This window comes from Rhizobium sp. RCC_161_2 (genome assembly GCF_041355235.1).
Classification (GTDB): domain Bacteria; phylum Pseudomonadota; class Alphaproteobacteria; order Rhizobiales; family Rhizobiaceae; genus Rhizobium.
Map to the genome: position 1 here is coordinate 314,965 of NZ_JBFUPL010000007.1, position 26,181 is coordinate 341,145.

Annotated in this window: 23 protein-coding genes; 13 read left to right on the top strand and 10 right to left on the bottom strand. The window is 62.2% G+C overall.

All coding sequences use genetic code 11. From position 1 onward, the window contains the following. Positions 1-63 precede the first annotated feature (63 nt). The 4 genes from AB6803_RS19840 to AB6803_RS19855 form a co-directional block, all read right to left on the bottom strand. On the bottom strand, positions 64-531 hold the full coding sequence (locus tag AB6803_RS19840; protein WP_371110482.1) for a type II toxin-antitoxin system VapC family toxin: 468 nt from the start codon (positions 529-531) through the stop codon (positions 64-66). After that, positions 528-830: a type II toxin-antitoxin system Phd/YefM family antitoxin gene (locus AB6803_RS19845; RefSeq protein WP_371110483.1), complete on the bottom strand. Its 303-nt coding sequence runs from the start codon at positions 828-830 to the stop codon at positions 528-530. Before AB6803_RS19845 ends, AB6803_RS19840 begins: the two co-directional genes overlap by 4 nt. Before the next feature lie 68 nt (positions 831-898). Further along, positions 899-2,725, bottom strand: coding sequence for a M23 family metallopeptidase (locus AB6803_RS19850; protein WP_371110484.1), 1,827 nt, complete (start codon positions 2,723-2,725; stop codon positions 899-901). A gap of 132 nt (positions 2,726-2,857) precedes the next feature. After that, positions 2,858-4,213, bottom strand: coding sequence for an Nramp family divalent metal transporter (locus AB6803_RS19855; RefSeq protein WP_371110485.1), 1,356 nt, complete (start codon positions 4,211-4,213; stop codon positions 2,858-2,860). Between the two features lie 385 nt (positions 4,214-4,598). Here AB6803_RS19855 and mntR point away from each other — a divergent pair, with 385 nt between their 5' ends. Further along, complete coding sequence (mntR, locus tag AB6803_RS19860) at positions 4,599-5,054, top strand: manganese-binding transcriptional regulator MntR (RefSeq protein WP_012652813.1); 456 nt, start codon at positions 4,599-4,601, stop codon at positions 5,052-5,054. A 4-nt stretch (positions 5,055-5,058) separates the two neighbouring features. Here mntR and AB6803_RS19865 read toward each other — a convergent pair whose 3' ends face one another. After that, positions 5,059-5,808 carry a tryptophan 2,3-dioxygenase family protein gene (locus tag AB6803_RS19865; protein WP_371110486.1) on the bottom strand — a complete coding sequence of 250 codons (750 nt, stop codon included), beginning with the start codon at positions 5,806-5,808 and terminating at the stop codon, positions 5,059-5,061. A gap of 149 nt (positions 5,809-5,957) precedes the next feature. On the opposite strand from AB6803_RS19865, the gene AB6803_RS19870 reads away from it, so the two are divergent. Then, positions 5,958-6,479, top strand: coding sequence for an Lrp/AsnC family transcriptional regulator (locus AB6803_RS19870; RefSeq protein WP_371110487.1), 522 nt, complete (start codon positions 5,958-5,960; stop codon positions 6,477-6,479). A gap of 19 nt (positions 6,480-6,498) precedes the next feature. Next, a complete protein-coding gene (locus AB6803_RS19875; RefSeq protein ID WP_371110488.1) occupies positions 6,499-6,885 on the top strand; it encodes an ester cyclase in 387 nt (128 codons plus the stop codon). A 37-nt stretch (positions 6,886-6,922) separates the two neighbouring features. Here the strand turns inward: AB6803_RS19875 and AB6803_RS19880 are convergent, their stop codons facing one another. After that, on the bottom strand, positions 6,923-7,543 hold the full coding sequence (locus tag AB6803_RS19880; protein WP_371110489.1) for a TetR family transcriptional regulator: 621 nt from the start codon (positions 7,541-7,543) through the stop codon (positions 6,923-6,925). Between the two features lie 201 nt (positions 7,544-7,744). Between AB6803_RS19880 and AB6803_RS19885 the strand changes: the two genes are divergently transcribed. The 3 genes from AB6803_RS19885 to AB6803_RS19895 all read left to right on the top strand — a co-directional run bounded on the left by AB6803_RS19885 (position 7,745) and on the right by AB6803_RS19895 (position 13,775). Further along, complete coding sequence (locus tag AB6803_RS19885; RefSeq protein ID WP_371110490.1) at positions 7,745-8,914, top strand: efflux RND transporter periplasmic adaptor subunit; 1,170 nt, start codon at positions 7,745-7,747, stop codon at positions 8,912-8,914. Further along, a complete protein-coding gene (locus AB6803_RS19890; RefSeq protein ID WP_371110491.1) occupies positions 8,914-12,072 on the top strand; it encodes an efflux RND transporter permease subunit in 3,159 nt (1,052 codons plus the stop codon). Before AB6803_RS19885 ends, AB6803_RS19890 begins: the two co-directional genes overlap by 1 nt. Positions 12,073-12,227: 155 nt before the next feature. After that, positions 12,228-13,775 (top strand): cation:proton antiporter, encoded by a 1,548-nt coding sequence (locus AB6803_RS19895; protein ID WP_371110492.1) that lies wholly within the window; start codon positions 12,228-12,230, stop codon positions 13,773-13,775. 101 nt (positions 13,776-13,876) lie between these two features. Here AB6803_RS19895 and AB6803_RS19900 read toward each other — a convergent pair whose 3' ends face one another. Continuing rightward, entirely contained in the window at positions 13,877-14,500 is a 624-nt protein-coding gene (locus AB6803_RS19900) for a hypothetical protein (protein ID WP_371110493.1), read from the bottom strand. A 187-nt stretch (positions 14,501-14,687) separates the two neighbouring features. Then, positions 14,688-16,178: a histidine ammonia-lyase gene (gene hutH, locus AB6803_RS19905; protein ID WP_371110494.1), complete on the bottom strand. Its 1,491-nt coding sequence runs from the start codon at positions 16,176-16,178 to the stop codon at positions 14,688-14,690. 153 nt (positions 16,179-16,331) lie between these two features. Between hutH (AB6803_RS19905) and AB6803_RS19910 the strand changes: the two genes are divergently transcribed. Beyond that, positions 16,332-16,535 carry a hypothetical protein gene (locus AB6803_RS19910; RefSeq protein WP_371110495.1) on the top strand — a complete coding sequence of 68 codons (204 nt, stop codon included), beginning with the start codon at positions 16,332-16,334 and terminating at the stop codon, positions 16,533-16,535. On the opposite strand, the gene hutC is transcribed toward AB6803_RS19910, so the two are convergent. Together hutC and AB6803_RS19920 are read right to left on the bottom strand one after the other, a co-directional pair. Continuing rightward, on the bottom strand, positions 16,499-17,218 hold the full coding sequence (gene hutC / locus AB6803_RS19915) for a histidine utilization repressor (protein WP_371110496.1): 720 nt from the start codon (positions 17,216-17,218) through the stop codon (positions 16,499-16,501). The two genes, AB6803_RS19910 and hutC, sit on opposite strands and share 37 nt — an antisense overlap. 82 nt (positions 17,219-17,300) lie before the next feature. Next, a complete protein-coding gene (locus tag AB6803_RS19920; RefSeq protein WP_371110497.1) occupies positions 17,301-18,644 on the bottom strand; it encodes a formimidoylglutamate deiminase in 1,344 nt (447 codons plus the stop codon). A gap of 101 nt (positions 18,645-18,745) precedes the next feature. On the opposite strand from AB6803_RS19920, the gene hutI reads away from it, so the two are divergent. The 6 genes from hutI (at position 18,746) to AB6803_RS19950 (ending at position 26,140) form a co-directional block, all read left to right on the top strand. Further along, the gene (hutI, locus tag AB6803_RS19925; protein ID WP_371110498.1) at positions 18,746-20,002 is read left to right on the top strand and encodes an imidazolonepropionase; all 1,257 of its coding nucleotides are present in this window, start codon (positions 18,746-18,748) and stop codon (positions 20,000-20,002) included. After that, positions 19,999-21,534, top strand: coding sequence for a histidine ammonia-lyase (hutH, locus tag AB6803_RS19930; RefSeq protein ID WP_371110499.1), 1,536 nt, complete (start codon positions 19,999-20,001; stop codon positions 21,532-21,534). The genes hutI and hutH (AB6803_RS19930) overlap by 4 nt, the downstream gene beginning before the upstream one ends. Before the next feature lies 1 nt (position 21,535). Continuing rightward, positions 21,536-23,221: a urocanate hydratase gene (gene hutU, locus AB6803_RS19935; protein ID WP_371110500.1), complete on the top strand. Its 1,686-nt coding sequence runs from the start codon at positions 21,536-21,538 to the stop codon at positions 23,219-23,221. A 5-nt stretch (positions 23,222-23,226) separates the two neighbouring features. Next, the gene (locus AB6803_RS19940; RefSeq protein ID WP_371110501.1) at positions 23,227-23,790 is read left to right on the top strand and encodes a HutD family protein; all 564 of its coding nucleotides are present in this window, start codon (positions 23,227-23,229) and stop codon (positions 23,788-23,790) included. Positions 23,791-23,873: 83 nt separating this feature from the next. After that, complete coding sequence (locus AB6803_RS19945) at positions 23,874-24,536, top strand: sulfite oxidase-like oxidoreductase (RefSeq protein WP_371110502.1); 663 nt, start codon at positions 23,874-23,876, stop codon at positions 24,534-24,536. A gap of 164 nt (positions 24,537-24,700) precedes the next feature. After that, a complete protein-coding gene (locus tag AB6803_RS19950) occupies positions 24,701-26,140 on the top strand; it encodes an MFS transporter (protein ID WP_371110503.1) in 1,440 nt (479 codons plus the stop codon). Positions 26,141-26,181: the final 41 nt, after the last annotated feature.

Genomic DNA, 26,181 nt, shown 5'->3' on the forward strand with positions numbered 1-26,181 from the left:
TTCTGCGCCTGATCATCCCTTCGGGGATCCCCGCGCATGACGGTGCGGTGGCCTGCGACTTTTTTATAATCGCTTCCCCTTGGCTATGGGGAAGTTCGACGGATCGTCGCTCCACGGATTGAAAAGTGCCGCGCCTGTGTGGTTTACATCGGCAATGTTGCGCGTGGTGAAAAAGAGGTCGAATTCCATGGCGGTGGCGGCCAGCATCGTGTCGATCACAGACGGAAAATGCTTCGTCTGGCGCTTGATCGTCCCGGAAATCATGCCCCACCGGCGAATAACCGGATCGCTGACCGGCAGAATTCGGTCGGCGAAACGCTCCAGCAAGGCATCGCGGGATGCCAGATGACGAGAGCGATCCGGATGGTCATCCGTCAGATTGTAGATGCCTTTATCGTATTCGGCGATCGTCAGGATGCTGATGAACAGGCTATCCTCCGGCTGAGAGCGAGCCCAATCTTTGACGGAGGGGGCGCCATTTCGATTAAGCAGAGACGAAACAACGTTCGTATCGAGTAGCCAGCCGATCAAAGTTCGACATCCCTGCCGGTGTCGCTCTCGCGTTCCACATTCAGCTCTGAAAGGCTGAGGCTTTCCATGAATTCAACAAGAGGCAATTTGGGCCTGGCTGGCATCAAGCGGTCGTAGTCCTCGACACTTATGATGACGACAGCTTCACGCCCGCGCACGCTTACCCGCTGCGGACCATCGTCGCGGGCATGGCGGACGACCTCGCTAAACCGCGCCTTGGCGGTCTCAAGGCTCCATCGACCGCCCTGGTGAACGGCGGTCTTGTCGCTCTTTGGCAACTGTCTGCTTTGCTTACTCATGGCTTCTACCTAGTCAGATAGTCAGTAGATAGCCTATTTGCCAGCAATTTTCCAGCAAATGATCGCTGTTAAGGGCTGCCGAAGTTGCCGCCGGGACCTGGTCCCGGGCCTCGCCCGAAGCCGAAGAAGGATGGGGGTGGCGGAGGATCGCGTTCGGCGGGGACGTCGAGGTAGCTCATGATGTTGTCGACGTGGCTGACCTGCGAGCGCAGATTGTCGAGCGACTTGCCGGTGAGATTGGTGCCGGCCGGGAGCTGGGTGGTCAGCGGGTTTTCGTAGCGGCCGTTGACGCGCAGTTCGTAGTAGAGATGCGGGCCGGTCGAATAGCCGGTGGAACCGACATAGGCGATGACCTGGCCCTGTGTCACGCGTTCACCGACACGCAGTCCAGATGGCGTTGCGGAAATATGGGCATAGGTGGTCTCGTAGCCGCCGTCGTGGCGAATGCGGACATATTTGCCGTAGCCCGTTTCCCAGGAAATCTTTTCGACGACGCCGTCGCCGCCCGCCATGATCGGGCTGCCCATCGGCGCGCGGAAATCGACGCCGTTGTGGAACTTCTTGACGCCCAGAATAGGATGAATGCGCCAGGCGAAACCGTCGCCGAGCTTACCGTTGGGGACGGGGCGATGGTTCAGCACCTTGGCGACGGAATGGCCGCCCTCGTCGTAGAATTCCGATGGGCCTTCGCCGTTTTCCTTGTGCAGATAATAGCGATGCGTGTCGCCATCGGTATGGAATTCGATGAACATCAGCTCGCTTTTGCCATTATCCGCCTTGCGGGACAAAAGGTCGACGCTGTCGGGCGCGTTGTCGCCGCCAGTCAGCGAAATACCGTTGGCCCTGGCGAGCTTCATCAGCTGGGCGGCACTTGCCTCGGAAAGGCCGGCCTTTTCCAGCTTGGCGTCGATTGTCGATTCATTGTCATCGTCGATGCCCTTGAGATCGACGGCGGCGACTTCCGAAGAGGACGGTGCGTCGGCCTGGCTTTCGCTATAGAGCGTGGAAAACAGTCGATCGTCGGTCATCGGCACGAAGCCGTCGGCATCGTCGCGGGCGACGATGCGCTCCGGGTTCTTGCCGCCGCTAAGGCGCGCCATGATCAGCTTTGGCCGCGCGTCGGCGGTCTTTTTCTCCAGAAGCAGTTCGAGGCTGTCGCCGGGCGAAACCGCATCGGTTTCCAGCGCCCGCTGCAGCTCGTCGCCAGCGTCCGCGTCGAGACCGGCGGAGGCGAGGATATCCTGCAGGTCCTGCCGGTCCTTGGGCATGGAAACCAGCCTCTTGAACTCGCGGCCGGATTCACCAGCGGTCGCTCTCGACACGCTGACATTCAAGGGCACGCCCCGGACCGGGAAGCGCGAGCGCCGGGCCGAGTCGTAATGAGTGGTCTGCGGATAGATGCCGTGGCGGATTTCGGTGAGCGCCGGCGGCGAGAACAGGGCGGTCTCGGCGCGCATATCATCGCCATAGGCAGCGTTGATCGTCGTGGCATTGCCGTCGGAAGGCTCGGTGTCCTCGGCTTTGAAGACCAGCGTCGTGCGATGATAGGTGAAGATGCGGGTTTCGCCGCTCGAGGTCTTTTCCGCCACCTGCGCAAAGCGGGCGCCGTCGAAACGCTGTTTCGTGGCAAGCCGGTTGGCTTTGGGCATTGCCGGCTGCGAGCGGACGAGCTGGGCTGTTCGCATCGGCACGGCCTGCTCGATCGTGTGGCGGGCGAGCAGCGGATAGAGAACGGTGGCGAGAAGGCCGAAGGACGCCGTTCCGGCAAGGCCGATGACGATCAGATGGCGAAGATGGGCAGAGCGCGGCAGAAAGGGAATATGAAATTCATGATGAGGCTGCGCCTGAATCGCAGCCTCTGCAGGAAATTGGACGCGCAATGGACTTTCGGCCATGAAGTGAGGAACCCTGCAGACTGCGGTGGGCCCAAACTAGGGCAAATCATGGCGAAATCTAGGCAAATATTACGAGTCTGTTAATTGCCGTGATCGTCCACAGGGGTAGATTCGCGCTTTCCGGGCGATTCGTCAACCAAAGATGGTGTCGTACAGCAGCTTGAAGTTCAGCACCAGGATGATCGCGGCGACGAGCCAGGAAAGGATGGCAACGCTCCGGGGCACGACGAATTTGCCCATTTTCTTGGGATCCGTGACGAATTGAACCAGCGGGATGACCGCGAAGGGCAACTGCATGGAGAGCACGACCTGGCTTAATACCAGCAAATCCGCAGTACCTTTTTCACCATAAAATGCGGTTACGAATACAACCGGAATAATTGCAAGACCGCGGGTCAAAAGCCGCCTTGCCCAGTGTGGAATACGCAGGCGAAGGAACCCCTCCATCACGATCTGGCCGGCAAGCGTCGCCGTCACGGTGGAATTGAGGCCGGAGGCGAGCAGGGCCACGGCAAACAGGGTCGAGGCGATGCCGAGGCCGAGCAGCGGCGACAGGAGCTCATAGGCCTGACCGATTTCGGCGACATCGGCATGTCCACTGTCATGGAAGGCGGCGGCGGCGACAACCAGAATGGCGGCATTGACGAAAAGCGCCAGCATCAAGGCGATGGTGCTGTCGGTGGTTGCCCATTTGATGGCATCGCGACGGCCTTCGTCATCGCGCTTGTAGGCGCGGGTCTGCACGATCGAGGAGTGCAGATAGAGATTATGCGGCATGACGGTGGCGCCGATGATGCCCATGGCGATGTAGAGCATCTCGTGATTGGTAACGATCTCAGGCGAAGGAATGAAGCCGTGCAGGATGGCGGCGATCGGCGGTGCGGCGGCGGCGATCTGGACGGCGAAACAGACGGAGATGACGATCAGCAGCGCGATGACGAAGGCTTCGAGGAAGCGGAAGCCCTTGTTCATCAAAAGCAACAGCAGGAAGGCGTCGAGCGCGGTGATCAGCGCGCCGCCGATCAGCGGAATGCCGAAGAGCAGTTGCAGCGCGATCGCCGTGCCGATGACCTCGGCGAGGTCGCAGGCAATGATAGCGAGTTCGCAGGCAAACCACAGGGCCAGATTGACCGGCCTCGGGTAATGATCGCGACAGGCCTGCGCCAGATCGCGGCCGGTGGCGATGCCGAGACGGGCGGAGAGCGCCTGCAAAAGGATCGCCATCAGGTTCGACAGCATGATGACCGAAAGTAGCGTGTAGCCGAATTGCGCGCCGCCGGCGAGATCGGTCGCCCAGTTGCCCGGATCCATATAGCCGACCGAAACCATGTAGCCCGGCCCCATGAAGGCGAGCAGCCGCCGGATCCAGGTGCCGGTATGCGGGACATGAACCGTGCCGTTGACTTCCGGAAGACTTGGACGCGCGTCCTCATCCGGGCTGGCGAATTTCCATGCGCGGGGCGCGGCAGTTTCTTGACTCTGCGACATACGGGAGGGCTCCGGGGGATTGAGCTGTGATCTGTCTAAAGAAATATGCTGGATATCAACATTATGCAATAGGCTATATTTCATAGATTCGGCATTGTAATGGCGATGTCGCCCCACAGTTCAATGCAAGTGCTGGCGGTATCGGGTTGCGGCGACCGTCGTCTCGACATTGGGGGCGAGAACTTCTCCACTGCTGGAATCGGCGAAATCGACGCGGTGGTTGCGGCAAACGCGGCGAGCGGGTAACTGGGCGCACGAAATTCGAGCGAAGCGGATACATGCATCGAGCGGTCCGCAGGGCCCCGTTATGCCGCCACTTTCAAGATTGAAGCCGGTGCTATAAAGATGAAAGCGAGTTTACCGGAACTCGCGAGGAGCTAACCTATTGCCGACGAGAAGACCGCCGATCCAACGAGACGAACCATTGCTGGATGCGGAGACGCATTCGGAGGGTTTCCGGCATACGAGGGAGGCCACGCGTGGCGCTCTCGTGGAGGATTATGTCGAGCTGATCGCCGATCTCATCGATGATGGCAACGAGGCGCGGCAGGTGGATATCGCGGCAAGACTCGGCGTGTCGCAGCCGACCGTCGCCAAGATGCTGGCGCGGCTCTGCGAAGACGGGCTGGTGTCGCGGCGACCCTATCGCGGGGTTTTCCTGACGGATGCAGGCAACCGGATTGCCCAGGACATCCGCGCCCGCCATCAGACGGTCGAAGCCTTCCTGCGCTGGCTTGGCGTCAGCGCCGAAACGGCGCGGATCGATGCCGAAGGCATCGAGCATCATGTCAGCGCCGAGACGCTGGAGGCCTTCCGCCGCGCGATGCAGCACGGCGGTTGAAGCCCTATTCGGCGGTGTCGTGCTTGGAGATGGACTCCCGCACCACGCCGTATTGGCTGCCCCAGCGGTCGGTCATGTCGGCGCGGATATCCCAAAGCTCAGGGAAGAAGCGATGACGGGCGCCGGCCTGCAAGAGATCGACCGGCCGGCCTTTCAGGGATTTCGAGCCGAGCCCGATCGAGCGCTGGATCAGGTAGATGTGGTTGGCGCGGAATTTCTGGAAAAGCTCGTCGAACTCCACCAGCGCTTCCGCCACGACATAGCTGTCGCCGTGATCGTATTTCCCGTCATAGATATCCTCGATGGTCAGCCCGGGTGCGTCGAGATAATGGGCCTTGAAGGCCCGCCAGATGTCCGGCGGCATATGCAGCAGGAACTTGAAACCGGGTGATTCCTGGCCGCTGCCATTCCCGAGCTGCAGGCGGACCTGCTGATATTCCCTGGGCGACATGGTTTCGAGCAGGTCGAGCTGTGCCGTCATCATCCGCATCAGGCGATGCACGCGGCCCATCAGCGTCAAGACGCGATGGGTATTGTGTTCCTCGATGAAAGCGATCACGTCGACCAGCGTATAGGCGATAAGCTTCATCCACAGCTCCTCCACCTGATGGACGATCTGGAACTGCAATTCGTCGCCGTTGACCATGCCGCTTAGCGGCTTTTGACAGGCGAGCAGCTTGTCGCATTGCAGGTAGACGCCGTAGTCGCGCATGTCTGGCGCTTCGATGCGCGCGTAATAGTCTTCTTTCCGCATCCTCGTTCCCTTTATCCCGGCCTTCGGCCGCAAAGCATGTTTGCCTTCCTGAAGGATACGAAGTTTTTGCTTGAACATTGTTCCTATTTATCATTCAAAATCGACGATCAGGAGTACAAATGATGCTTCTGTAGATCAGGGAGAGAACGATGGATCTGGACGCACTCGACCACAAGATCGTCTCGGCGCTTGAGGCCGATGCCCGCATATCCTTTGCAGCTCTTGCCGATCTGGTCGGCCTCAGCAAGACGCCGTGCTGGAAACGAGTGAAGGCGCTTGAGGACGCCGGGGTGATCAGGGGCTACCGGACGCTGCTCGATCCGGCGCAACTCGGCTTCGGCCTCGAAGCCTTCGTGCAGGTATCGATCGATGTCGAGCGCTTCGACGCCTTTGAGGCGGCCGTGCGCAGCCATCCGCTGATCACGCGCTGTCATGCGACGACAGGCGAAGCCGATTATCTTCTGCATATTCTGGCAACCGACATGGCGGCCCTCGACCGGCTGCTGCGCCAGGAGTTGAACCGGCTGCCCGGCGTGCGCCATACCGTGACGTCGATGTCGACACGGGAGATCAAGTCGGACATTTCGCTGGCGGAGGCGGCGCGGCATACGAGCCAGCAGGGGGTGAGCGCCGTTTCACCAATCCCGCGCTCTCGTGCTACCCTATCGTAGCAGCATAGGAGCAATCGCCATGGCTAAAACCGATCTCTCCGATGTCTACCGGGGCTACATTGCCTGTCTGAATGCCCAGAACTGGCCGGAACTTGGACGGTTCCTTGATTATGACGTCTCTCACAATGGTCGACGTGTCGGGATCTCCGGCTATCGGGAGATGCTGGAGCGGGACTTTTCCGAAATCCCGGACCTCCATTTCACCATTCAGCTGCTGATTTCCGATCCGCCTCATATAGCGAGCCGGCTGGAATTCGACTGCAGGCCGAAGGAAACGTTCCTTGGTCTGCCTGTCAACGGAAAGAGAGTCTCGTTTACCGAAAACGTATTCTATGAATTTCGCAGCGAGAAGATTTGGCAGGTGTGGTCGGTTGTCGACAAGGCCGCTATCGAAGCCCAGCTCTAACGCGGGAATTATCGCGAGCCGGTTGCCCGAACTGGGCTCAGTCGGCCCTTTGCCGTATCGACCCGATCACGCTGCGCACTAGCCTCTCGCCGACGTCGATCACCGGAAACGATTTTCCCGAGCGGAGCCATTCGGCAAAGAGGCCATTCATGCAGCATTGGAAGGCGCGGGCGGCGGTGTCGACGGTCCAGCCAGGCGCGAGCTTGCCCTGCCGGTCGGCCATATCGATCAGCTTCTGCAGTTTCTCGTACATTTCGGCATTGGCGGTAATGATGCGCTGGGCAGTCTCGGAAGGGTCTTCGGTGAACTCGCAGCCAAGAATCATGATGGCGAAGATGCGCTGCTGCTGCTCGTCGTTCGCCAGGATATGCACAACCTCGATCGACGCCTGCTCGATCAGGCTCAAGGGATCGTCGTGGCCATGCTCGATGGCATGATCGACGAGTTCCTCCTGCGGCAGGCGGATTTCGCTGTGCAGCGCCGTCAGCACTTCGGCCTTGTCCTTGAAATGCCAGTAGATCGCGCCGCGCGTCACGCCGGCGCGCCTGGCGATCTTGTCGAGGCTGGAGCCGCTGACGCCGTTTTCGAAGAAAACCTCGGCGGCGGCCGCCAGAACCTCCTCCCTGGTCTTGGCTGCATCTTCCTTGGTCCTGCGCATTCGATCTTTCCACTTTTGCCGGAGGCGTGAGAATTTATTTCATCTCGCCTCATGCGTTTGATTTCACATGATATTGTTCGGGAACTTGAGCGCCGTCCCGGACCTCATGCCATTGGTCACGTCGATTTGATATTTACAATCATTCATGTATGTTTGTATGCTGCGACGCAATAAAAATGTCAAAACTCGTGGTGATTTTTTATGACGGCGCATTCCCGCTCCTTTTTGCGCGGCAGCTTTCTCGCAGCCGGTGTCCTCTTTCTCGGCGCGTATTCCTCCTTTGCCCAGCAGGCAGGGCAGATGCCGCCGCCGCAGGTGACTGTGGTCGACGTCAAGCCCGAGACCGTGCAGCTCACCTACGAATATGCTGCGCGCATCTCCGCCTATAGGCAAGTCGATGTCCGGGCCCGTGTCGGCGGTATCCTGTTGAAAAGAAACTTTGTCGAGGGCGCCGAGGTCAAGGCCGGCGACGTGTTGTTCCTGATCGATCCCTCGTCCTATGAGGCGACGCTTGCTCAGGCCCAGGCACAGTTGCAGCAGGCCGAGGCGCAATTGACGCAGGCGCAGCGCGAGGAAAAGCGCAACATCAGCCTCTTCGACCAGAACGCCTCCACGCAGAAGGCCCGCGACGACGCGATTTCGACGCGCCAGCTGGCCGAAGCCTCGGTCGCGCAGGCCAGGGCGCAGGTGCAGACGGCACAACTCAATCTGGACTATACCAAGGTCACGGCGCCGGTCGGCGGCATCACCACCCTGGAGCAGGTCTCCGAAGGCAGCCTGATCGGCACGACGGGCGACACGGGCCTGCTTACCAGTATCACCCAGCTCGACCCGGTCTATGTCAATTTCTCCTTCTCGGACACGCAGGCCGCCGAAGTGCGCCGGCTGATCGATCTCAAGAAGGCGAAGGGCGAAGCGCCGAACCTCGGCGTGAAGATCTCCTTCGGCGACGGCACGACCTATGACCATGACGGCGTCGTCGACTTCACCTCCTCCACCATCGATGCTTCGACCGGCACGTTGCAGGCTCGCGCCGTTGTGGACAATCCCGCTCGCCGGCTGCTGCCTGGCCAGTTCGTGCGTGCCACCGTTACCGGCGTCTCGCTCGACAATGCCATCACAGTTCCGGAAGTGGCGCTGATGCAGAGCCCGCAGGGGCAGTTCGTCTACACGATCGACAAGGACGGCAAGGCGCATGTCAATCCGGTGACGCTCGGCCAGAAGGTCGGCGGCAACTGGCTTGTCCTGTCGGGCCTTCATGCCGGCGACAGGCTGATCGTCGAAGGCATCATCAAGGTGCGTCCCGGCGCGCCCGTACAGGCGGCGGCAGCCGCCGCGCCCAGCGACGCGAACAAGGTAGTGCAGAACTGATGTTGGGAAATAGATTCTTCATCGATCGCCCCGTTTTCGCGGCGGTGATCTCGATCGTCATCCTGCTTGCGGGCGCCGTCTGCATCCGCATCCTGCCGATCGCGCAATATCCGGAGCTGACGCCGCCGCAGGTGGTCGTCACCGCCACCTATCCTGGCGCCAGCGCCGAGACCGTCGCCCAGACCGTTGCCGCTCCGTTGGAGCAGCAGATCAACGGCGTCGAAAACATGCTCTACATGCAGTCGTCGAACTCCAATAGCGGCGCGATGCAGATCACGGTCACTTTCGCGCTCGGCACCGATCCGGACCAGGCGGCGATCAACGTCAACAACCGCGTGCAGCGCGCCGTCACCACCCTGCCGCAGGACGTGACCCGCCTTGGCGTCGTCGTCACCAAGCGCTCGACCTCGATCCTCGGCTTCGTGGCGATGTATTCGACCGACAGCCGCTACGATCGCGCCTTCGTCGGCAACTACGCGCTGCTCAACGTCATCGACGATCTCAAGCGCATTCCCGGCGTCGGCGATGTCAACCTGCTCGGCGACATCGATTATTCCATGCGCATCTGGCTGCGGCCGGACAAGCTGGCGCAGTACAATCTGACGCCGAGCGATGTCTCGGCCGCCATCCAGGAGCAGAATTCGCAATTTGCCGCCGGCCGGTTCGGCGACCAGCCGAGCAATACCGCCCAGCCCTTTACCTACACGGTGACGACGCAGGGGCGTCTGGCCGATATCGATGCCTTTGGCGACATCATCCTGCGTTCGGATGCCAATGCCGCGACGCTGAGGCTGAAGGACGTGGCGCGCATCGAGCTCGGCACCAAGAGCTATTCGGTCCAGAGCAGTCTCAACGGCACGCCGGCGATCCCGATCGCCGTCTATCTCCAGCCCGGCGCCAATGCGCTGAACACAATGGCGGCGCTCAAGGGGCGCCTGGACGAGCTACAGAAATCCTTCCCGCAGGGCGTCGCATACCAGATTCCCTATGATACGACCAAGTTCATCCAGGTGTCGATCGAGGAGGTGGTCAAGACCTTCATCGAGGCGATCCTTCTCGTCATCATCGTCGTCTTTCTCTTCCTGCAGAATTGGCGCGCGACGCTAATCCCGGTCATCGCCGTGCCGATCTCGATCATCGGCACCTTCGCCGGCATGTATGTGCTCGGCTTCTCGATCAACCTTCTGACGCTGTTCGGCTTGGTGCTGGCGATCGGTATCGTGGTGGATGACGCCATCGTCGTGCTCGAAAATGTCGAGCGCCTGATGACGACGGAGAAACTGTCGCCGAAGCAGGCGGCGATCAAGGCGATGGGCGAGGTGACCGGCCCGGTCATCGCCATCGTGCTGGTGCTCTGCGCGGTGTTCATCCCGGTCTCGTTCATGGGCGGACTTGCCGGCCAGATGTACAAGCAGTTCGCCGTCACCATCGCGATTTCGGTCACCATCTCGGGTATCGTGGCGCTGACGCTGACACCGGCGCTCTGCGCGCTGATCCTGAAGCCCGGCCATCACGAGCCGGTGCTGCCCTTCCGTATCTTCAACCGCGCTTTCGACCGGTTGACGCGGGGCTATACGGCCGGCGTCGCCTTCTTCCTGAAGCGCATGGTGCTCGGCTGCGTGCTGGTTGCCGGTATGCTCGGAGCGACCGGTTATCTCTTTTATACGCTGCCGGGATCACTGGTGCCGGACGAAGACCAGGGCTCGCTGTTCCAGATCGCCATCCTGCCGCCGGCGGCCTCGCTGACGCGCACGCAGGCGGTGATGGATCAGGCGCTGGTCAATACCGAGAAGCTCCCCGGCGTCGAAAACGTCTTCGCCGTTGCCGGCTTCGATCTGCTCTCGGGTGGTCTGAAGAGCAGTGCCGGCGTCGCCTTCGTGACGCTGAAGGACTGGAGCGAGCGCAAGACGCCCGAACTCGACGCCCGCAACATGGCTGGCCCCCTGATCGGCGCCAACATGGGCATCAAGGATGCCATGGTGCTTGCCTTCAACCCGCCACCGATCCAGGGCCTTTCGACGACGGGCGGATTCGAGGTCTATGTGCAGGACCGCTCCGGCAAGGGTGTTGCCGGACTTTCGGAGGAAGCACAGAAGCTCGTGGCGGCTGCCTCCAAGCGGCCGGAGTTGGCGGGTGTGCGCACCACGCTCGATACCAACGTGCCGCAGTTCCGCGCCGATCTCGACCGTGAGAAGGCCAAGGCGCTCGGCGTGCCGATCAACTCCGTCTTCGATGCCATGCAGGCGACCTTCGGCAGCCTCTATGTCAACGACTTCACGCTTTACGGCCGCAACTATCAGGTCAACCTGCAGTCGGAAGCGCCGTTCCGCGAATCGCCCGACGATCTGCGCCAGGTCTTCGTGCGGTCCGACAGTGGCAAGATGATCCCGCTCGATACGCTGATCAAGGTGACGCGTACCATCGGGCCGGACCAGCTCGAACGCTACAACGCCTTCAACGCCGCCAAGGTCACCGGCAATCCGGCGCCCGGCTATACCTCGGGCGACGCGATCAAGGCCATGCAGCAGGTGGCGACTGAGACCCTGCCGGAAGGCTTCCAGATCGCCTGGACAGGCTCGGCCTATCAGGAGCTGGAGACCGGCGGCGCGGGCACGCAGGCGATGATCTTCGGCATCATCATGGTGTTCCTCATCCTCGCCGCGCAATACGAGAAGTGGAGCCTGCCGCTCGCCGTCCTCACCGCGATCCCCTTCGCGTTGTTCGGTGCGCTGCTTGCCACCTATCTGCGCGGACTCACCAACGACGTCTACTTCCAGATCGGCATGGTGACGCTCATCGGTCTGGCGGCGAAGAACGCGATCCTGATCGTCGAATTCGCCGTGATGAAACGCAAGGACGGCATGAGTGCCGCCGAGGCTGCATTGGAAGCCGCGCGCCTGCGCTTCCGCCCGATCGTCATGACCTCGCTTGCCTTTATCCTCGGCGTCGTGCCGCTGGCGATCAGCACTGGCGCAGGCTCCGCCAGCCGCCACGCCATCGGCACCGGCGTCATCGGCGGCATGCTGGCGGCGACCTTCCTCGCCACCTTCTTCATCCCGATGTTCTACCGCCTGATCGCCTGGAAACAGCCGAAGCCGGACGAGGACGACAAGGACGATGAGATCGGCCACCGGCCGCACGCGCAGGCGGCGGAGTAGGGGCTAACCCTTTCCAGCGCTGACTTTGAAAATGGCGCCTTCGGGCGCCATTTTGCTATGCTGGCCAAGGGCTCGATCGATAAGGCCTCATCCGCCCGACCTCTTGCTCAACAGAATTTTCCCGCCATGATGATGGAAACGCGGGATCCTGTTTCATGGCTTTTTTCGAGAGCATGCTGACGCTGATGCTGGTGGCGGTGATCGCGCTGCAACCGTCGCGGCGGCTCGGAATTCCCTATCCGACCATGCTGGCGATCGCCGGTGTGCTGGTCGCCATGCTGCCCTGGGCGCCCGGCATCTCCATCGATCCGGCATTGGCGCTGGCGCTGTTCATCGCGCCTGCCCTGTTCGATGCCGCCTACGACCTGCCACCCCGGGCGCTGAAGCAGAACTGGATACCGCTGATCTCGCTTGCGGGAATCGCGGTTGTTCTGACGGCCGCTGCGGTTGCCTGGGTCGGTGTCGCCTATGCCGGCCTACCGGTCGCAGCCGCCATCGCGCTCGGTGCCATCGTCGCGCCGCCGGATGCGGCGGCCGCCACCGCCATGCTTGGCCGTTTCAATCTGCCGCGTCGCGCGTTCACCGTGCTGAAGGGCGAAAGCCTGCTCAATGATGCCGTGGCGCTATTGATCTTCGGCGCTGCCGTCGCTACCGCTTCCGGCACGGTTTCAGCCGTCGAACTCGCTCCGCAACTGGCCCTTGCCGCGCCCGGCGGCGTCGTTCTCGGTATCCTGCTGGGTTACGTCTACATGCGGATCGGGCCGCGCCTTGCCGGCACGCTGGGTGGCTCGCTGTTCGAATTCGTCGCCACCTTCGGGGTCTGGGTGATTGCCGAGCGGCTGCATCTCTCCGCGGTTCTGACCATGGTCGCTTTTGCCATGGTGATCGCGCGCGACATGCCGGATCGGATATCGGCGCGCAACCGGATACGGTCCTATTCCATCTGGGAGGCGGCCATTTTCATGCTCAACGTGCTTGCCTTCCTGCTGATGGGCATGCAGGCGCGCACCACCGTCCTGCAGCTCTATCAGCGGGATGTCGGCTTCGCGATCAGCTTTGCCGTCCTCGTCTGTCTCACCGTCGTGCTTGTCCGCATCGTCTGGCTGCTGCTTTCAAACCGAGTGATCTACTATCTCCACGCTGCCGGCATTTACAAAGCCTCGGCGCCGACGCTCTCGATGAGCCTGGTCGGCTCCTGGTGCGGCATGCGCGGTCTGGTGACGCTGGCGACGGCGCTCGCCCTGCCCGAGGGCTTCCCTTCGCGCGATCTCATCGTTTTCAGCGCGCTGACCGTGGTGCTCGGCACGCTGATCGTGCAGGGTCTGACACTCGGGCCATTGATCCGTCTCTTGAAGCTTGAGCGCGACGATTCGATGAAAAACGATATCGACAGCGCCCGTCTGGCGCTGATCGATGCCGCACTGGAGGAGCTGGAGCCGATGCAAGACAGCAAGGCTGCCGCGACGTTGCGCGGCCTTTATCGCGGCGACCGGGAGTTGGCCACCCAGGGGCTAAATCCACGCGAGGCCGGCGAAGTCGACGCTCTTAAACGGCAGGTGATCCAGGCCAAACGCAGCAAACTCGCCGCCATGCGCCGCCTCGGCGTCATCGATGACGACGTGTTTCATGTTCTTGAGGAGGAACTCGACTGGGCGGAACTCGGGGCTTCGCATCCAGGCCGGTTCGAGGTTGTCGAGGGGTGAGGGACGATTCGGTGCAGCCGAAGCAATCGGCCCGGCGGGTCGATTGCAGTGACGAACGCCCTGAGCCCTGCGGGCAAGGAAGGGGCGTATCGTCTATGATGTCACATCGGCGGAACGGTGCCGTTGAGGCCGACGGCGATGCGGTCGGCGGTGACTTTGCCGTCGTCGGATGCTTCGGCGGTGATGAAGACGGCGGCGCCGGCTTTCATGTCGCCCTTGGTGGCTGACGTCAGCGTTACGACCGGGGTGCCGTCCGGAATGTTGATCTTCTTCTCGCCGCCCTTGTAGGTGAGCGTCAGCGTCGGACCATTGACCGATGTGACGGCATTGGCGACCGTGGCATTGGTCATCGAGCTGTTCGGCTTGGAATCCCACGGACGGTCGCCCTCGCCGGTGCCTTTCATCGCGGCCGGAAAGATGACGACTTCGATGGCGCCGGCGACGCCGCTGGCGGTCGGCTCATTGGCGATGCCGACGAAATCGCCGGGCTTGATGTCGGTGGCCGAAGCCTTGACGACGCCGGCGACGTTCCAGCCGGATTTCAGCGTGACGGCGATATCCTTGCCCTCGCGGGACTTGATCTTGAGGGTGTCTCCCTCGAGGCTCTCGATCGTGCCGCGCACGCGGACGCGCTCAGCGGCGTTGGCGTCCTGCAGTGCTACGAGCGTTGCGATGGCACCGGCGGCGAGCGTCAATACGCCCTTCGTCAGAAGCTTGCGGTCCATGGACAGTCTCCTTGAGACATCAGCGAATCGGTGGGTTTTCGATATGGCGACAGACGTCGGCCGGCAAAGTTGCTGGCATGTGGCCATGCCCGATTGCAACGGGCCGATCCTATCGACCGCGCCGTAGCCCCGCCAATCAAACAAGTGTGAGAGAACCGTGTTCTGTCGCCAGGCTATCTATAAGGCCTTATGCGGATGGAGGATCGCGCTCGCTGATAAGCTGCCGTACCGCTTCGATATCGCGGTTCAGCGGCCGATCGTCATGATAATGGGCGACATGCGAGCGCACCAGCCTGTGGATCGCCTCGGTACCGGGCGCACGGCTGGCGGTCGCTTCAAGGAAGTCATGTGCCTGTACTGCCGCCATCAGCTCGATGGCGAGGATATGATGGGCATTGTCGAGAATGGCGAGCAGCTTGTTGGCGGCTGCCGTCGGATGCGCGAGGAAATCCTCCTGGAGGCCCGAGGTTAAGCCACCGTCGAGGCTGGCGGGAGCGGCAAGCCGGCGGTTGTCGTTGGCGAGTGCCGCTGCGGTATATTGCGCGATCATGAAGCCGGAATGGCTGCCGGCGTCGCTCGCGAGAAATGGCGGCAGGCCGCTCACGAGCGGATTGACCAGCCGGTCCATGCGGCGTTCGCTGATGGTGGCCATCTGCGCCAAGGCGATTGCCAGGCTGTCGGCGGCCTGCCCGAGTGCCGGCGCAACGGCGTGTGCTTCCGAAGAGACGACGGGCTCTTCCGGCGTGCCAGAGACGGCGGGATTATCGGTGACGGAGGCAAGCTCACGGTCGGCGACGCCGGCGACGAAATCGAAGACGTCGCGCGCCGCGCCGTGGGCATGCGGGATGGCGCGCAGGCTGAGGGCGTCCTGCGTGCGCCGGCCGATGGCGGCGGCAATCAGCCCGCTGCCCTGAAGCCGCGCCCGCAGGGATGCGCCGACGGTCGCGATACCGGGCGACTGGCGCAGATCCAGCACGGACTCGTCAAAAGCGGCCATCTGTCCGCCGGCGGCCTCCAGTGTCAGTGCCGCGATGGCGTCGGCCCAGGCGAGCAGACGCTGCGCGCGGGCCAGCGCCACGCTGAAGAGGCCGGTGGCGCAGGCCGTGCCGTTGACGAGGCTCAGGCCTTCCTTGGCGCCGAGCACCAGCGGCTCAAGGCCGATCGCCGCCAGTGCCTCGCGACCGGACATGGATTTACCGCCGACCCGGGCCGATCCCTCGCCGATCAGCACCAGCGCCGTGTGGGCATTGTGCGTCAGATAGCCGGCCGATCCTTTCGATGGAACATCCGGCACGCAATCCCGTTCCAGAAAGGCGAGGAGATGCGCGACGATCTCCCGCCTTACGCCGGAATAGCCATGGGCGAAATTGGCGATCTGGGCGGCGATGATGGCGCGCACCTCGCGCGGCTCCTGCAGACTGCCGACACCGCAGGCGTGGCTGAGGATGATGTTGCGCGACAGACGGCTTTGCGAAGCCCGGTCGACTACCGTATCCGAGAGGGCGCCGACGCCGGTATTGATGCCATAAGCGCGCACGCCGCGTTCGACGATGGCTTCGACGATGCGGCTGGCATGCTCGACCCGAGCCCAGGCGACATCACCTAAAACGAGTGTTTCGCCGGCTGCGACATCGGCGATATCTCGCCAGGTGAGGGTGGTTTTGATTGTTACGGTCATTGCCGCATAGCCCTTGAGAAATCCCGGAAATCCGGTGTTATGGTTCAAACTTTAAGGTTTCGTAGAGAGTTTAGGTCGCAAAACAGGCCAATTGCCTCAAAATGCCCTTCCTGCCGCGGTACTATTTCGGGCGTGGGAAATTGGAGGACCAAAATGACAGCGATTCGCCCATTTTTGATCGGCCTTACCCTCATTCTGGCGCTGGTGCTGATCGCGCTCAGCATCCTACTGGTCAATCCTGCGCAGCCGGTTCGTCAATCCGACAGCCTCATTCCGATGCAGACCGAGCCCGGTGGTAACCGTGGTGCCGGAGGCAACGTTCAGCTCGATGGTGCAAAGCGCGCCACCAGCGAGTGACGGTCGCCGGGATAGGTAAGGCGAACGTGGGTGATCGGGCCGAGACCGCTCCAGGTGCGCCGCTCGACGACGAGACAGGCGGTGCCCTTGGCAATATCAAGGCTTGCGGCCGCCTCGCTGTCCGCCGCAATGGCGCGGATCTGATGTTCGGCCGTGCTCCACGGCACCTGGTTGAGCAGCCATGGTCCCGGCGGCAACGCGTCGAAATCGACCTGGCCGGCTTCGGGAACCGCATCCAAATTGATGACGCGATCCTCCAGGCAGAAGGGCCGGCGCCCGGCATAGTGAACGCAAATGACTTCCAGTGCCGATACTGAGCCGGCAAACTCCAGCCGCCGCGCATCGTCGGTGCGCCCCTTGCGTTTGGCGTGCCTGACGATCTTGTGGGAATAGGACAGGTTCAGCGACAGGACTTCCGACTTGATGTCGTGGATTTCCAGCACTGCCGACTGTGCCTGCGGTTGGGTGACGAAACTTCCGGAGCGCTTGCGCCGCTCGATCAACCCGGCCCGGGCAAGCTGCGTCAGCGCCTTGTTCACCGTCATGCGCGAACAGTCATATTGCTCCGCCAGCGCCAGCTCGAAGGGAATGCGATAGCCGGGCGGCCAGTCGCCGGAGACGATTCGACCCTCGATATCGCTAAGGATACGCTGATGCAGGGTCGCCTCTTTGCCTGTGGTCATGCCGCCGATCATTCCCTCGTAAGACCTGGGTATTCGCCGCCTGATCAATCTAGGCGTCAATCGCTGTCAGGAAAAGTTCTTTTCAACCGATTAGTTCAGACATGGCAGCACGGAACCGCGCCGAGATTGCCTTCCGCTTACCGTGGCGGCCGCCTTCGACCTGCTTGCGGCCCTGCGTCCAGACGCAGTCGACGGTGACGCCGCCGGCAAACATCCATTGGTCGAGGATCTGGTCGCCCGAAAGATAGGGCACGGCGCTGATGTTGAGCGAAACCATATCGGCATAGTGACCCACGGCGAGCCCGGCCGGCGCCTTCAGTGCCACGCCGCCGCCGGCAAGCGCATGGTCGAACAGTGCGCGCGCCGTCGATCCGCCGGGTGTGGCGACGACATTGCGGGCCCGGAGTGCCAGGCGCTGCGAATATTCGAGCTGCCGCAGCTCCTCCGGAACGGAGATCAGGATGTTGGAATCCGAGCCGATGCCATAGCGCCCGCCTTTCTCCAGGAACAGCGGCGCGGAAAAGGCGCCGTCGCCGAGATTGGCTTCCGTGATCGGGCAGAGGCCGGCGATCGCGCCGCTTTTCGCCATCCGCCGGGTTTCGTCGTCGGTCATGTGGGTGGCATGGATCAGGCACCAGCGTTCGTCGACCGGGGCGTGATCAAGGAGCCATTGCACCGGCCGCGCGCCGGACCAGGCGAGACAATCCTCGACCTCTTTCACCTGTTCGGCGACATGGATATGGATCGGCCCGTCACCAGCGAGCGGCACGAGCTTTTCCAGCTCTTCCGGCGTGGCTGCCCGCAAGCTGTGCGGCGCAAGGCCGAGTTCGGCTCCAGGCAATTGGTCGACGATCGTCCGGCATCCGGCCATCAGCGCCTCGAAGCGGTCGAGCGAATTGATGAAGCGGCGCTGGCCGTCGATGGGGGCGGCACCGCCGAAGCCGGAATGGGCGTAGAAGACGGGGAGCAGCGTCAGCCCGATGCCAGTCTCGGCACTGGCGGCACCGATGCGTTCCGCCATCTCGGCGATATTGGCATAGGGGCTGCCGTCCTTGTCGTGGTGCAGGTAGTGGAATTCGCCGACGCGGGAAAAGCCGGCCTCCAGCATTTCCATATAAAGCTGGGCTGCCACCGCCTCGACATGATCGGGGGTCATCGACAGCGCGAATTTGTACATGACGGTGCGCCAGCTCCAGAAGCTGTCATTCGCAGGACCTCGGACCTCGGCAAGACCGGCCATGGCGCGCTGGAAGGCGTGGCTATGCAGGTTCGGCATGGCGGGCACGAGAACCTCGTGCCGCTCGTCGCCGGCCTCGGCCGCAACGCCCACTTCGATGCCGCTAACGCGGCCGGCGTCCAGGGATATCCGGACATTTTCTCGCCAGCCATCGCGAAGCAGTGCCGAGCGTGCATGGAGTTTCGTCATGGTCCAACCCTTTCCTTTTGGATGCCGAGTCCAAAATCCCTCTTGTCAGGCTTTTTATTATGTATATACATTATGAACCCATGAGGAAAGGCGTAAAGCTGATGCGTGGGAACAATTTTTCCGAAGATGACCTAAAGTCCGGTGGCAAGAGCTGCCTTTGGCGCAATGCCCGTCTGGCGACCTTGAAAGAAGGTGAGCCTGGGCTCGGCATTGTCGAGAAGGGTGCGATCCTGACCAGGGACGGCCGTATCGTTTTCGTGGGAAACGAAAGCGATCTGCCTGACGTTGGCAATATCGAGAGCATCGATCTCGAGGGACGCTGGGTCACGCCCGGTCTCGTCGATTGCCATACGCATATTATCCACGGCGGCAACCGTGCCCGCGAGTTCGAAATGCGGCTGCAAGGCGCAAGCTACGAAGAAATCGCGCGAGCCGGCGGCGGCATCGTCTCCTCGGTCAACGCGACCCGGGCTCTTTCCGTCGATGGGCTCATCGAAGCCGCGCTACCGCGCCTGGATACGCTGCTGGCCGAAGGCGTCACCACGATCGAGGTGAAGTCTGGCTATGGCCTCAGCATCGAATCCGAACTGAAGATGCTGCGGGCCGCCCGCGGGCTGGAAAAGATCCGCCCGGTGCGTGTCGTCACCTCCTATCTCGCCGCGCATGCGACGCCCGCCGACTATAAGGGCCGCAACGGTGACTATATTACCGACGTCGTGCTGCCGGGTCTGGAACAGGCGCATGCTGAGGGTCTGGCTGACGCCGTCGACGGCTTCTGCGAGGGCATCGCCTTTTCGCCCGCCGAGATTGCCCACGTCTTCGATCTGGCCAAGTCGCTCGGCATCCCGGTGAAACTGCACGCCGAACAGCTCTCCAATCTCGGTGGCGCCAAGCTAGCCGCCTCCTACGGCGCTCTCTCCGCCGACCATATCGAATATCTTGATGAGGACGGCGTGAAGGCGATGGCGGCGGCCGGCACGGTGGCCGTCCTTCTGCCCGGCGCTTTCTACGCCATCCACGAAAAGCAGAAGCCGCCGGTCAAGGCGCTGCGCGAGGCCGGCGTTGCCATCGCCATCGCCACCGACTGCAATCCCGGCACTTCGCCGCTAACCTCGATGTTGTTGACGATGAACATGGGGGCGACCCTTTTCAGTCTGACGGTCGAGGAATGCATCGCAGGCGCCACCCGCGAAGGTGCCCGTGCGCTTGGCCTGCTGTCCGAAACCGGCACGTTGGAAGCCGGCAAGTCGGCCGATTTCGCCATCTGGGATATCGAAAGCCCCGCCGAGCTTGTCTACCGCATCGGCTTCAATCCACTGTATGCCCACGTCTTTAAGGGCGAAAGGTTCGACCGATGACCGTTACTCTTCATCCGGGCTCTGTTTCGCTGAAGCAGCTGGCAGCGATCTATTGGACCGGCGAGCCCGTCAGGCTCGATGCCTCTTTCGATGCGGGTATCCTCAGGGCCGCCGCCCGTATCGCCGAAATCGCCGCCGGCAATGCGCCGGTCTATGGCATCAACACCGGCTTCGGCAAACTGGCCTCAATCAAGATCGACAGCTCCGATGTCGCTACGCTTCAGCGCAATCTCATTCTTTCGCATTGCTGCGGCGTCGGCCAGCCGCTGCCGGTGAATGTCGTCCGCCTGATCATGTCGCTGAAGCTGGTCTCGCTCGGCCGTGGTGCTTCCGGCGTGCGCCTTGAACTAGTGCGGCTGATCGAGGCGATGCTGGAGAAGGGCGTCGTGCCGGTTATCCCGGAGAAGGGGTCCGTCGGCGCCTCCGGCGATCTTGCGCCGCTCGCCCATATGACGGCCGTGATGATGGGCCATGGCGAAGCCTTTTATGCCGGCGAACGGCTTGATGGCGCTGCGGCGCTTGAAAAGGCCGGGCTGACGCCGGTCGTGCTTGCCGCCAAGGAAGGCCTGGCGCTGATCAACGGCACGCAGGTTTCGACCGCGCTTGCGCTGGCCGGTCTGTTCCGCGCCCATCGCGCCGCGCAGGCGGCCCTGATCACCGGCGCCATGTCCACGGATGCCGCCATGGGCTCTTCCGCGCCGTTCCATCCCGATATTCATACGCTGCGTGGCCATCAGGGTCAGATCGACACTGCCGCAGCGCTTCGTGGCCTGCTAGCCGGCTCAGTCATTCGCGAAAGCCATATCGAAGGTGACGAACGGGTGCAGGATCCCTATTGCATCCGCTGCCAGCCGCAGGTCGACGGCGCCTGCCTCGACCTCCTGCGTTCGGTCGGCCGCACGCTTGAAATCGAGGCCAATGCGGTCACCGACAATCCGCTCGTGCTTTCCGACAATTCCGTCGTCTCCGGCGGTAATTTCCACGCCGAGCCGGTCGCCTTCGCGGCCGATCAGATCGCCATTGCTGTCTGTGAGATCGGCGCGATCTCGCAGCGCCGCATCGCGCTATTGGTCGATCCGGCTTTGAGCTACGGCCTGCCGGCCTTCCTTGCCAAGAAGCCTGGCCTGAATTCAGGGCTGATGATCGCCGAGGTTACCTCGGCGGCACTGATGTCGGAAAACAAGCAGATGTCGCATCCGGCCTCCGTCGATTCGACGCCGACGTCAGCCAATCAGGAAGACCATGTGTCCATGGCCTGCCATGGCGCACGCCGCCTCCTGCAGATGACCGACAATCTTTTCGGCATCGTCGGCATCGAGGCGCTGACGGCGGCGCAGGGCGTCGAGTTTCGCGCGCCACTGGCCACCAGCCCCGAACTGACCCTTGCCATTGCCACCATCCGCAGCGTCGTGCCGACGCTCGATGTAGACCGCTATATGGCAAACGACCTCAAGGCCGCCAGCGACCTCGTCGCCTCCGGCGCGCTCAATGCATCCGTATCCGCCGATATTCTGCCTTCCCTGGAGATATGACATGACCAACCCACGCCATAACATCCGCGAAATTCGCTCCCCTCGCGGTCCGGAGCTCAACGCCAAGAGCTGGATGACCGAAGCGCCGCTGCGGATGCTGATGAACAATCTCGACCCCGACGTTGCGGAAAATCCGAACGAGCTGGTCGTCTATGGCGGCATCGGCCGCGCCGCCCGCACCTGGGAGGATTTCGACCGCATCGCCGCGACGCTGAAGACCTTGACCGAGGAAGAGACGCTGCTGGTGCAGTCCGGCAAGCCGGTCGGCGTGTTCCGCACCCACAAGGACGCGCCGCGCGTACTCATCGCTAACTCCAACCTCGTGCCGCACTGGGCGACCTGGGATCACTTCAACGAGCTGGATAAGAAGGGTCTCGCCATGTACGGCCAGATGACCGCCGGCTCGTGGATCTATATCGGCACGCAGGGCATCGTGCAGGGCACTTATGAAACCTTCGTAGAAGCTGGCCGTCAGCATTATAACGGCAGCCTCAAGGGCAAGTGGATCCTGACCGGCGGTCTTGGCGGCATGGGCGGCGCGCAGCCGTTGGCAGCCGTCATGGCCGGCGCCTGCTGCCTCGCCGTCGAAAGCGACGAGACCCGCATCGATTTCCGCCTGCGCACCCGCTATGTCGACGAGAAGGCAACGAGCCTCGACGAAGCGCTCGAGATGATCGACCGCTGGACCAAGGCCGGCGAAGCCAAATCGGTCGGCCTGCTCGGCAACGCCGCCGAAATCTTCCCGGAGCTGGTCAAGCGCATGAAGGCCGGTGGCCCGCGCCCCGACATCGTCACCGACCAGACCTCGGCACATGATCCGCTGAACGGTTATCTGCCGCTCGGCTGGACCGTCGCCGAACACAAGATCAAGCGCGAGAGCGATCCGAAGGCTGTCGAAGCTGCCGCTCGTGCGTCGATGAAGACGCATGTCGAGGCCATGGTCGCCTTCTGGGATGCCGGCGTGCCGACGCTCGACTATGGCAACAATATCCGCCAGGTCGCCAAGGAAGAAGGCTTTGAAAACGCCTTTGCCTTCCCCGGCTTCGTGCCGGCCTATATTCGCCCGCTGTTCTGCCGTGGCATCGGTCCCTTCCGCTGGGCTGCTCTCTCGGGCGATCCGGAAGATATCTACAAGACCGACGCCAAGGTGAAGGAGCTCACCCCGGGCAATACCCATCTGCACAACTGGCTGGACATGGCGCGCGAGCGCATCGCCTTCCAGGGCCTGCCGGCGCGTATTTGCTGGGTCGGTCTCGGCGATCGTGAGCGTCTCGGCCTCGCCTTCAACGAAATGGTCAGGAATGGCGAGCTGAAGGCTCCTGTCGTCATCGGCCGCGACCATCTCGATTCCGGCTCCGTCGCCTCGCCGAACCGCGAGACGGAAGCGATGAAGGACGGATCGGATGCCGTTTCCGACTGGCCTCTGCTCAACGCCCTGCTCAACACCGCGTCCGGCGCCACCTGGGTGTCGCTGCATCATGGCGGCGGCGTCGGCATGGGCTTTTCGCAGCACTCAGGCATGGTCATTTGCGCCGATGGCACCGACGACGCGGCAAGCCGTATCGAACGCGTGCTGTGGAACGACCCGGCCACCGGCGTCATGCGCCACGCCGATGCGGGCTATGACATCGCGCTTGATTGCGCCAAGGACAAGGGTCTGCGGCTGCCGGGCATCCTGGGGAACTGATCTCCATGCGGATACTGCGCGCCAGCGATTACAAACGCATGCCCTGGAAAAACGGCGGCGGCGAGACGGTGGAGATCGCCGTCTCGCCCGCCGCCGCGGGGCTTGCCGATTTCGACTGGCGCGTCAGCATGGCGACGGTCGCCACGGATGGGCCGTTCTCGGTCTTCTCCGGCATTGATCGCACGCTATCGATCCTCGAAGGCGCGGGCATGACCCTCTTCATCGAGGGACGCGAGCCAGTGCTCTTGACGCAGGGCAGCGACCCGCTGTCCTTTGCGGCGGATGCGCCGACATCGGCAACGTTGGTGGATGGTGCGATCACGGATCTGAATGTGATGACTCGGCGGGGGCGCTTCACGCATTCGGTGCGGCCTATCGGTATTGATGGTGGTGACGAGCTTGCCCTTGGCAGCAAGACGGCGCTGGTTCTTTGCCATCGAGGGCATCTCGATATCGGTGATCGGACGCTTTCGGCTGGCGATTGTTTGCTTGTCGAGGACGCGGCTGGAGCGCGACATTCGGTTTCAGGAGTGGCGCAGCTCTTTGTGATCGAGCTTCACGGGGTCTAGTCCGCGCATCCAGGCTCCAGCCGTCTGCTTGACACCCACCGGTCTCCGATATCCTATTGCCTCGCAGCAAAAGGGATGCCTCCATGAGCGACGATCAGATCCCCATCGACAGCAAGCTCACCACCTCCAAGCGCCGCTGGGCCGCCGAGGGCAAGTTCTTGACTGGTCGGATCAGCCGGCCGGAAACGGAGCGTTTGCCTCCAGGGCAGCATCTGGTCAAGAACTGGCCGGTGCTTGATCTCGGGGAGCAGCCGCAGGTGTCGCTGTCAAGCTGGCGGCTCGATGTGTTCGGCTTTGTGGAAAAGCGGCTCAGCCTCGATTGGACCGCCTTCCAGGCAATCGAGCAGAGCACCCGAATCAGCGACATTCATTGCGTGACCACCTGGTCGCGCTACGACAATCGCTGGGAAGGGGTTTCGACGCGCGATTTGCTTGATGTCGTCATGCCGACGGCCGAGGCCCATCATGTGCTGCTGACCAGTTATGACGGCTACACCACTAACCTGCCGCTTGCCGATTTTGCCGCCGAGGATGCCATCCTCGCCACAGCCTGGGAAGATCAGCCGCTGACGCCCGAACATGGCGGGCCGATGCGTCTCGTCGTGCCGCATCTCTATTTCTGGAAAAGTGCCAAGTGGCTGATGCGCATCGAATTCATCGGTGCCGACAGGGCCGGCTTCTGGGAGAAGAACGGCTATCACATGTATGGCGATCCCTGGCGCGAGCAGCGATATTCCGACGACTGAGGTCGCCGTCGCGGCCGCTTTTCTTATGGGGCCGGCCATCTTTTTAATAGCTCAGGGGTTCGATTGCGGCTTTGCAACCGGCGGCGATGGGCGTATGCATTGATCATATGATTGCTGTCGGGCACGCCCGGCTATCCATAACACCATCTCCGAAATCCCGTGCCATGACCGTCGTCCAGACCACAGAGCAGCCTTCCGAGGAAAGTTTCGGCCGGCAATCCCGCATTATCGCTTTCGTCGTCGCCGTCGCCTTCTTCATGCAGATATTGGACGGCACGATCGTCACGACGTCGCTGCCGCAGATGGCCAGGACATTCGGCATCGAGCCGGTGTCGATGAGCATCGGCATTACGGTCTATCTGCTGACCATGGCGGCCTTCGTGCCGCTGGCCGGCTGGGCGGGGGATCGCTATGGCGCCCGGCGGGTGTTCCTGGCATCCATCACCCTCTTCACGGTCGCCTCGCTGTTCTGCGGCCTTTCCGGCAATCTTACGGAATTCGTCACCGCCCGCGCCGTGCAGGGTATCGGCAGCGCGCTGATGACGCCAGTCGGTCGCATCATCGTGCTGAAAAACGCGCGCAAGTCCGATCTGGTGCATGCCATGTCGATGATCACCTGGCCGGCGCTGACAGCGCCCGTCATCGGTCCTATCCTTGGCAGCTTCATCACCACCTATCTGAGCTGGCACTGGAACTTCCTGATCAACATCCCGATCGGCATTATCGGGCTCGTCCTTGTCCTGCGCTTCGTGCCGGACCAGCGCGAGGAGAAGGTCGCGAGGCTCGATCTCGTCGGCTTCTTCCAATCAGCGGCGGGGTTGACCTTCATGCTCGCCGGCCTCGAATTCGTCGTACAGGGCACGACGGGCCTGGCGGTCAGCGTTGGGTTGATCGCTGCCGGTGCGGTGTTTTCCGTCATCGCCACCCGGCATTTCATGCGGGTTGACGCGCCGCTGCTCGATCTCTCCGCCTTCAAGGTCCAGACCTTCGCCATGTCGACGCTTTCGGCCGGCACGGCGAGCCGTTTGGCGATCAACGCCACGCCCTTTCTGTTGCCGCTGCTCTTCCAGGTGGGCTTCGGCCTGACCGCGATCGACGCCGGCACCTATCTGCTCTTCTATTTCGCCGGCAATCTCGGCATGAAGGCGATCACGACGCAGACGCTGAAAACCTTCGGCTTTCGCAACGTGCTTGTCATCAATGGCCTGATCTCGTCGATCAGCATCGGCTGCTTCGCGCTGCTATCGCCATCGACCTCCAACTGGTTGATCTACTGTCTGCTGCTTGCCGCCGGCCTGTCGCGCTCGATGAATTTTACCGCGTTGAACACGCTGGGTTTCGCCGATATCCACGCGTCGCAGCGCAGTTCCGCGTCGACCCTGTCGAGCATGCTGCAGCAGGTCTCGTTGCTGCTCGGCGTTGCCGTTGCCGCCGCCGTACTCAATCTCTCGCGCACCATTCACGGTGGCGAGACGCTTTCCCTCATCGATTTCCGCTGGGCTTTCCTGGTGATCGCCCTGATCGGCGCGGTCTCGTCGCTGCGCTTTCTCAGCCTGCGGCACGATGCCGGCGCGGAAGTATCGCGGCACAAGATCAAGGCGTGATCTGGTCCCTCAAACTCTTGCGATATTTGGTCTTCCCACCG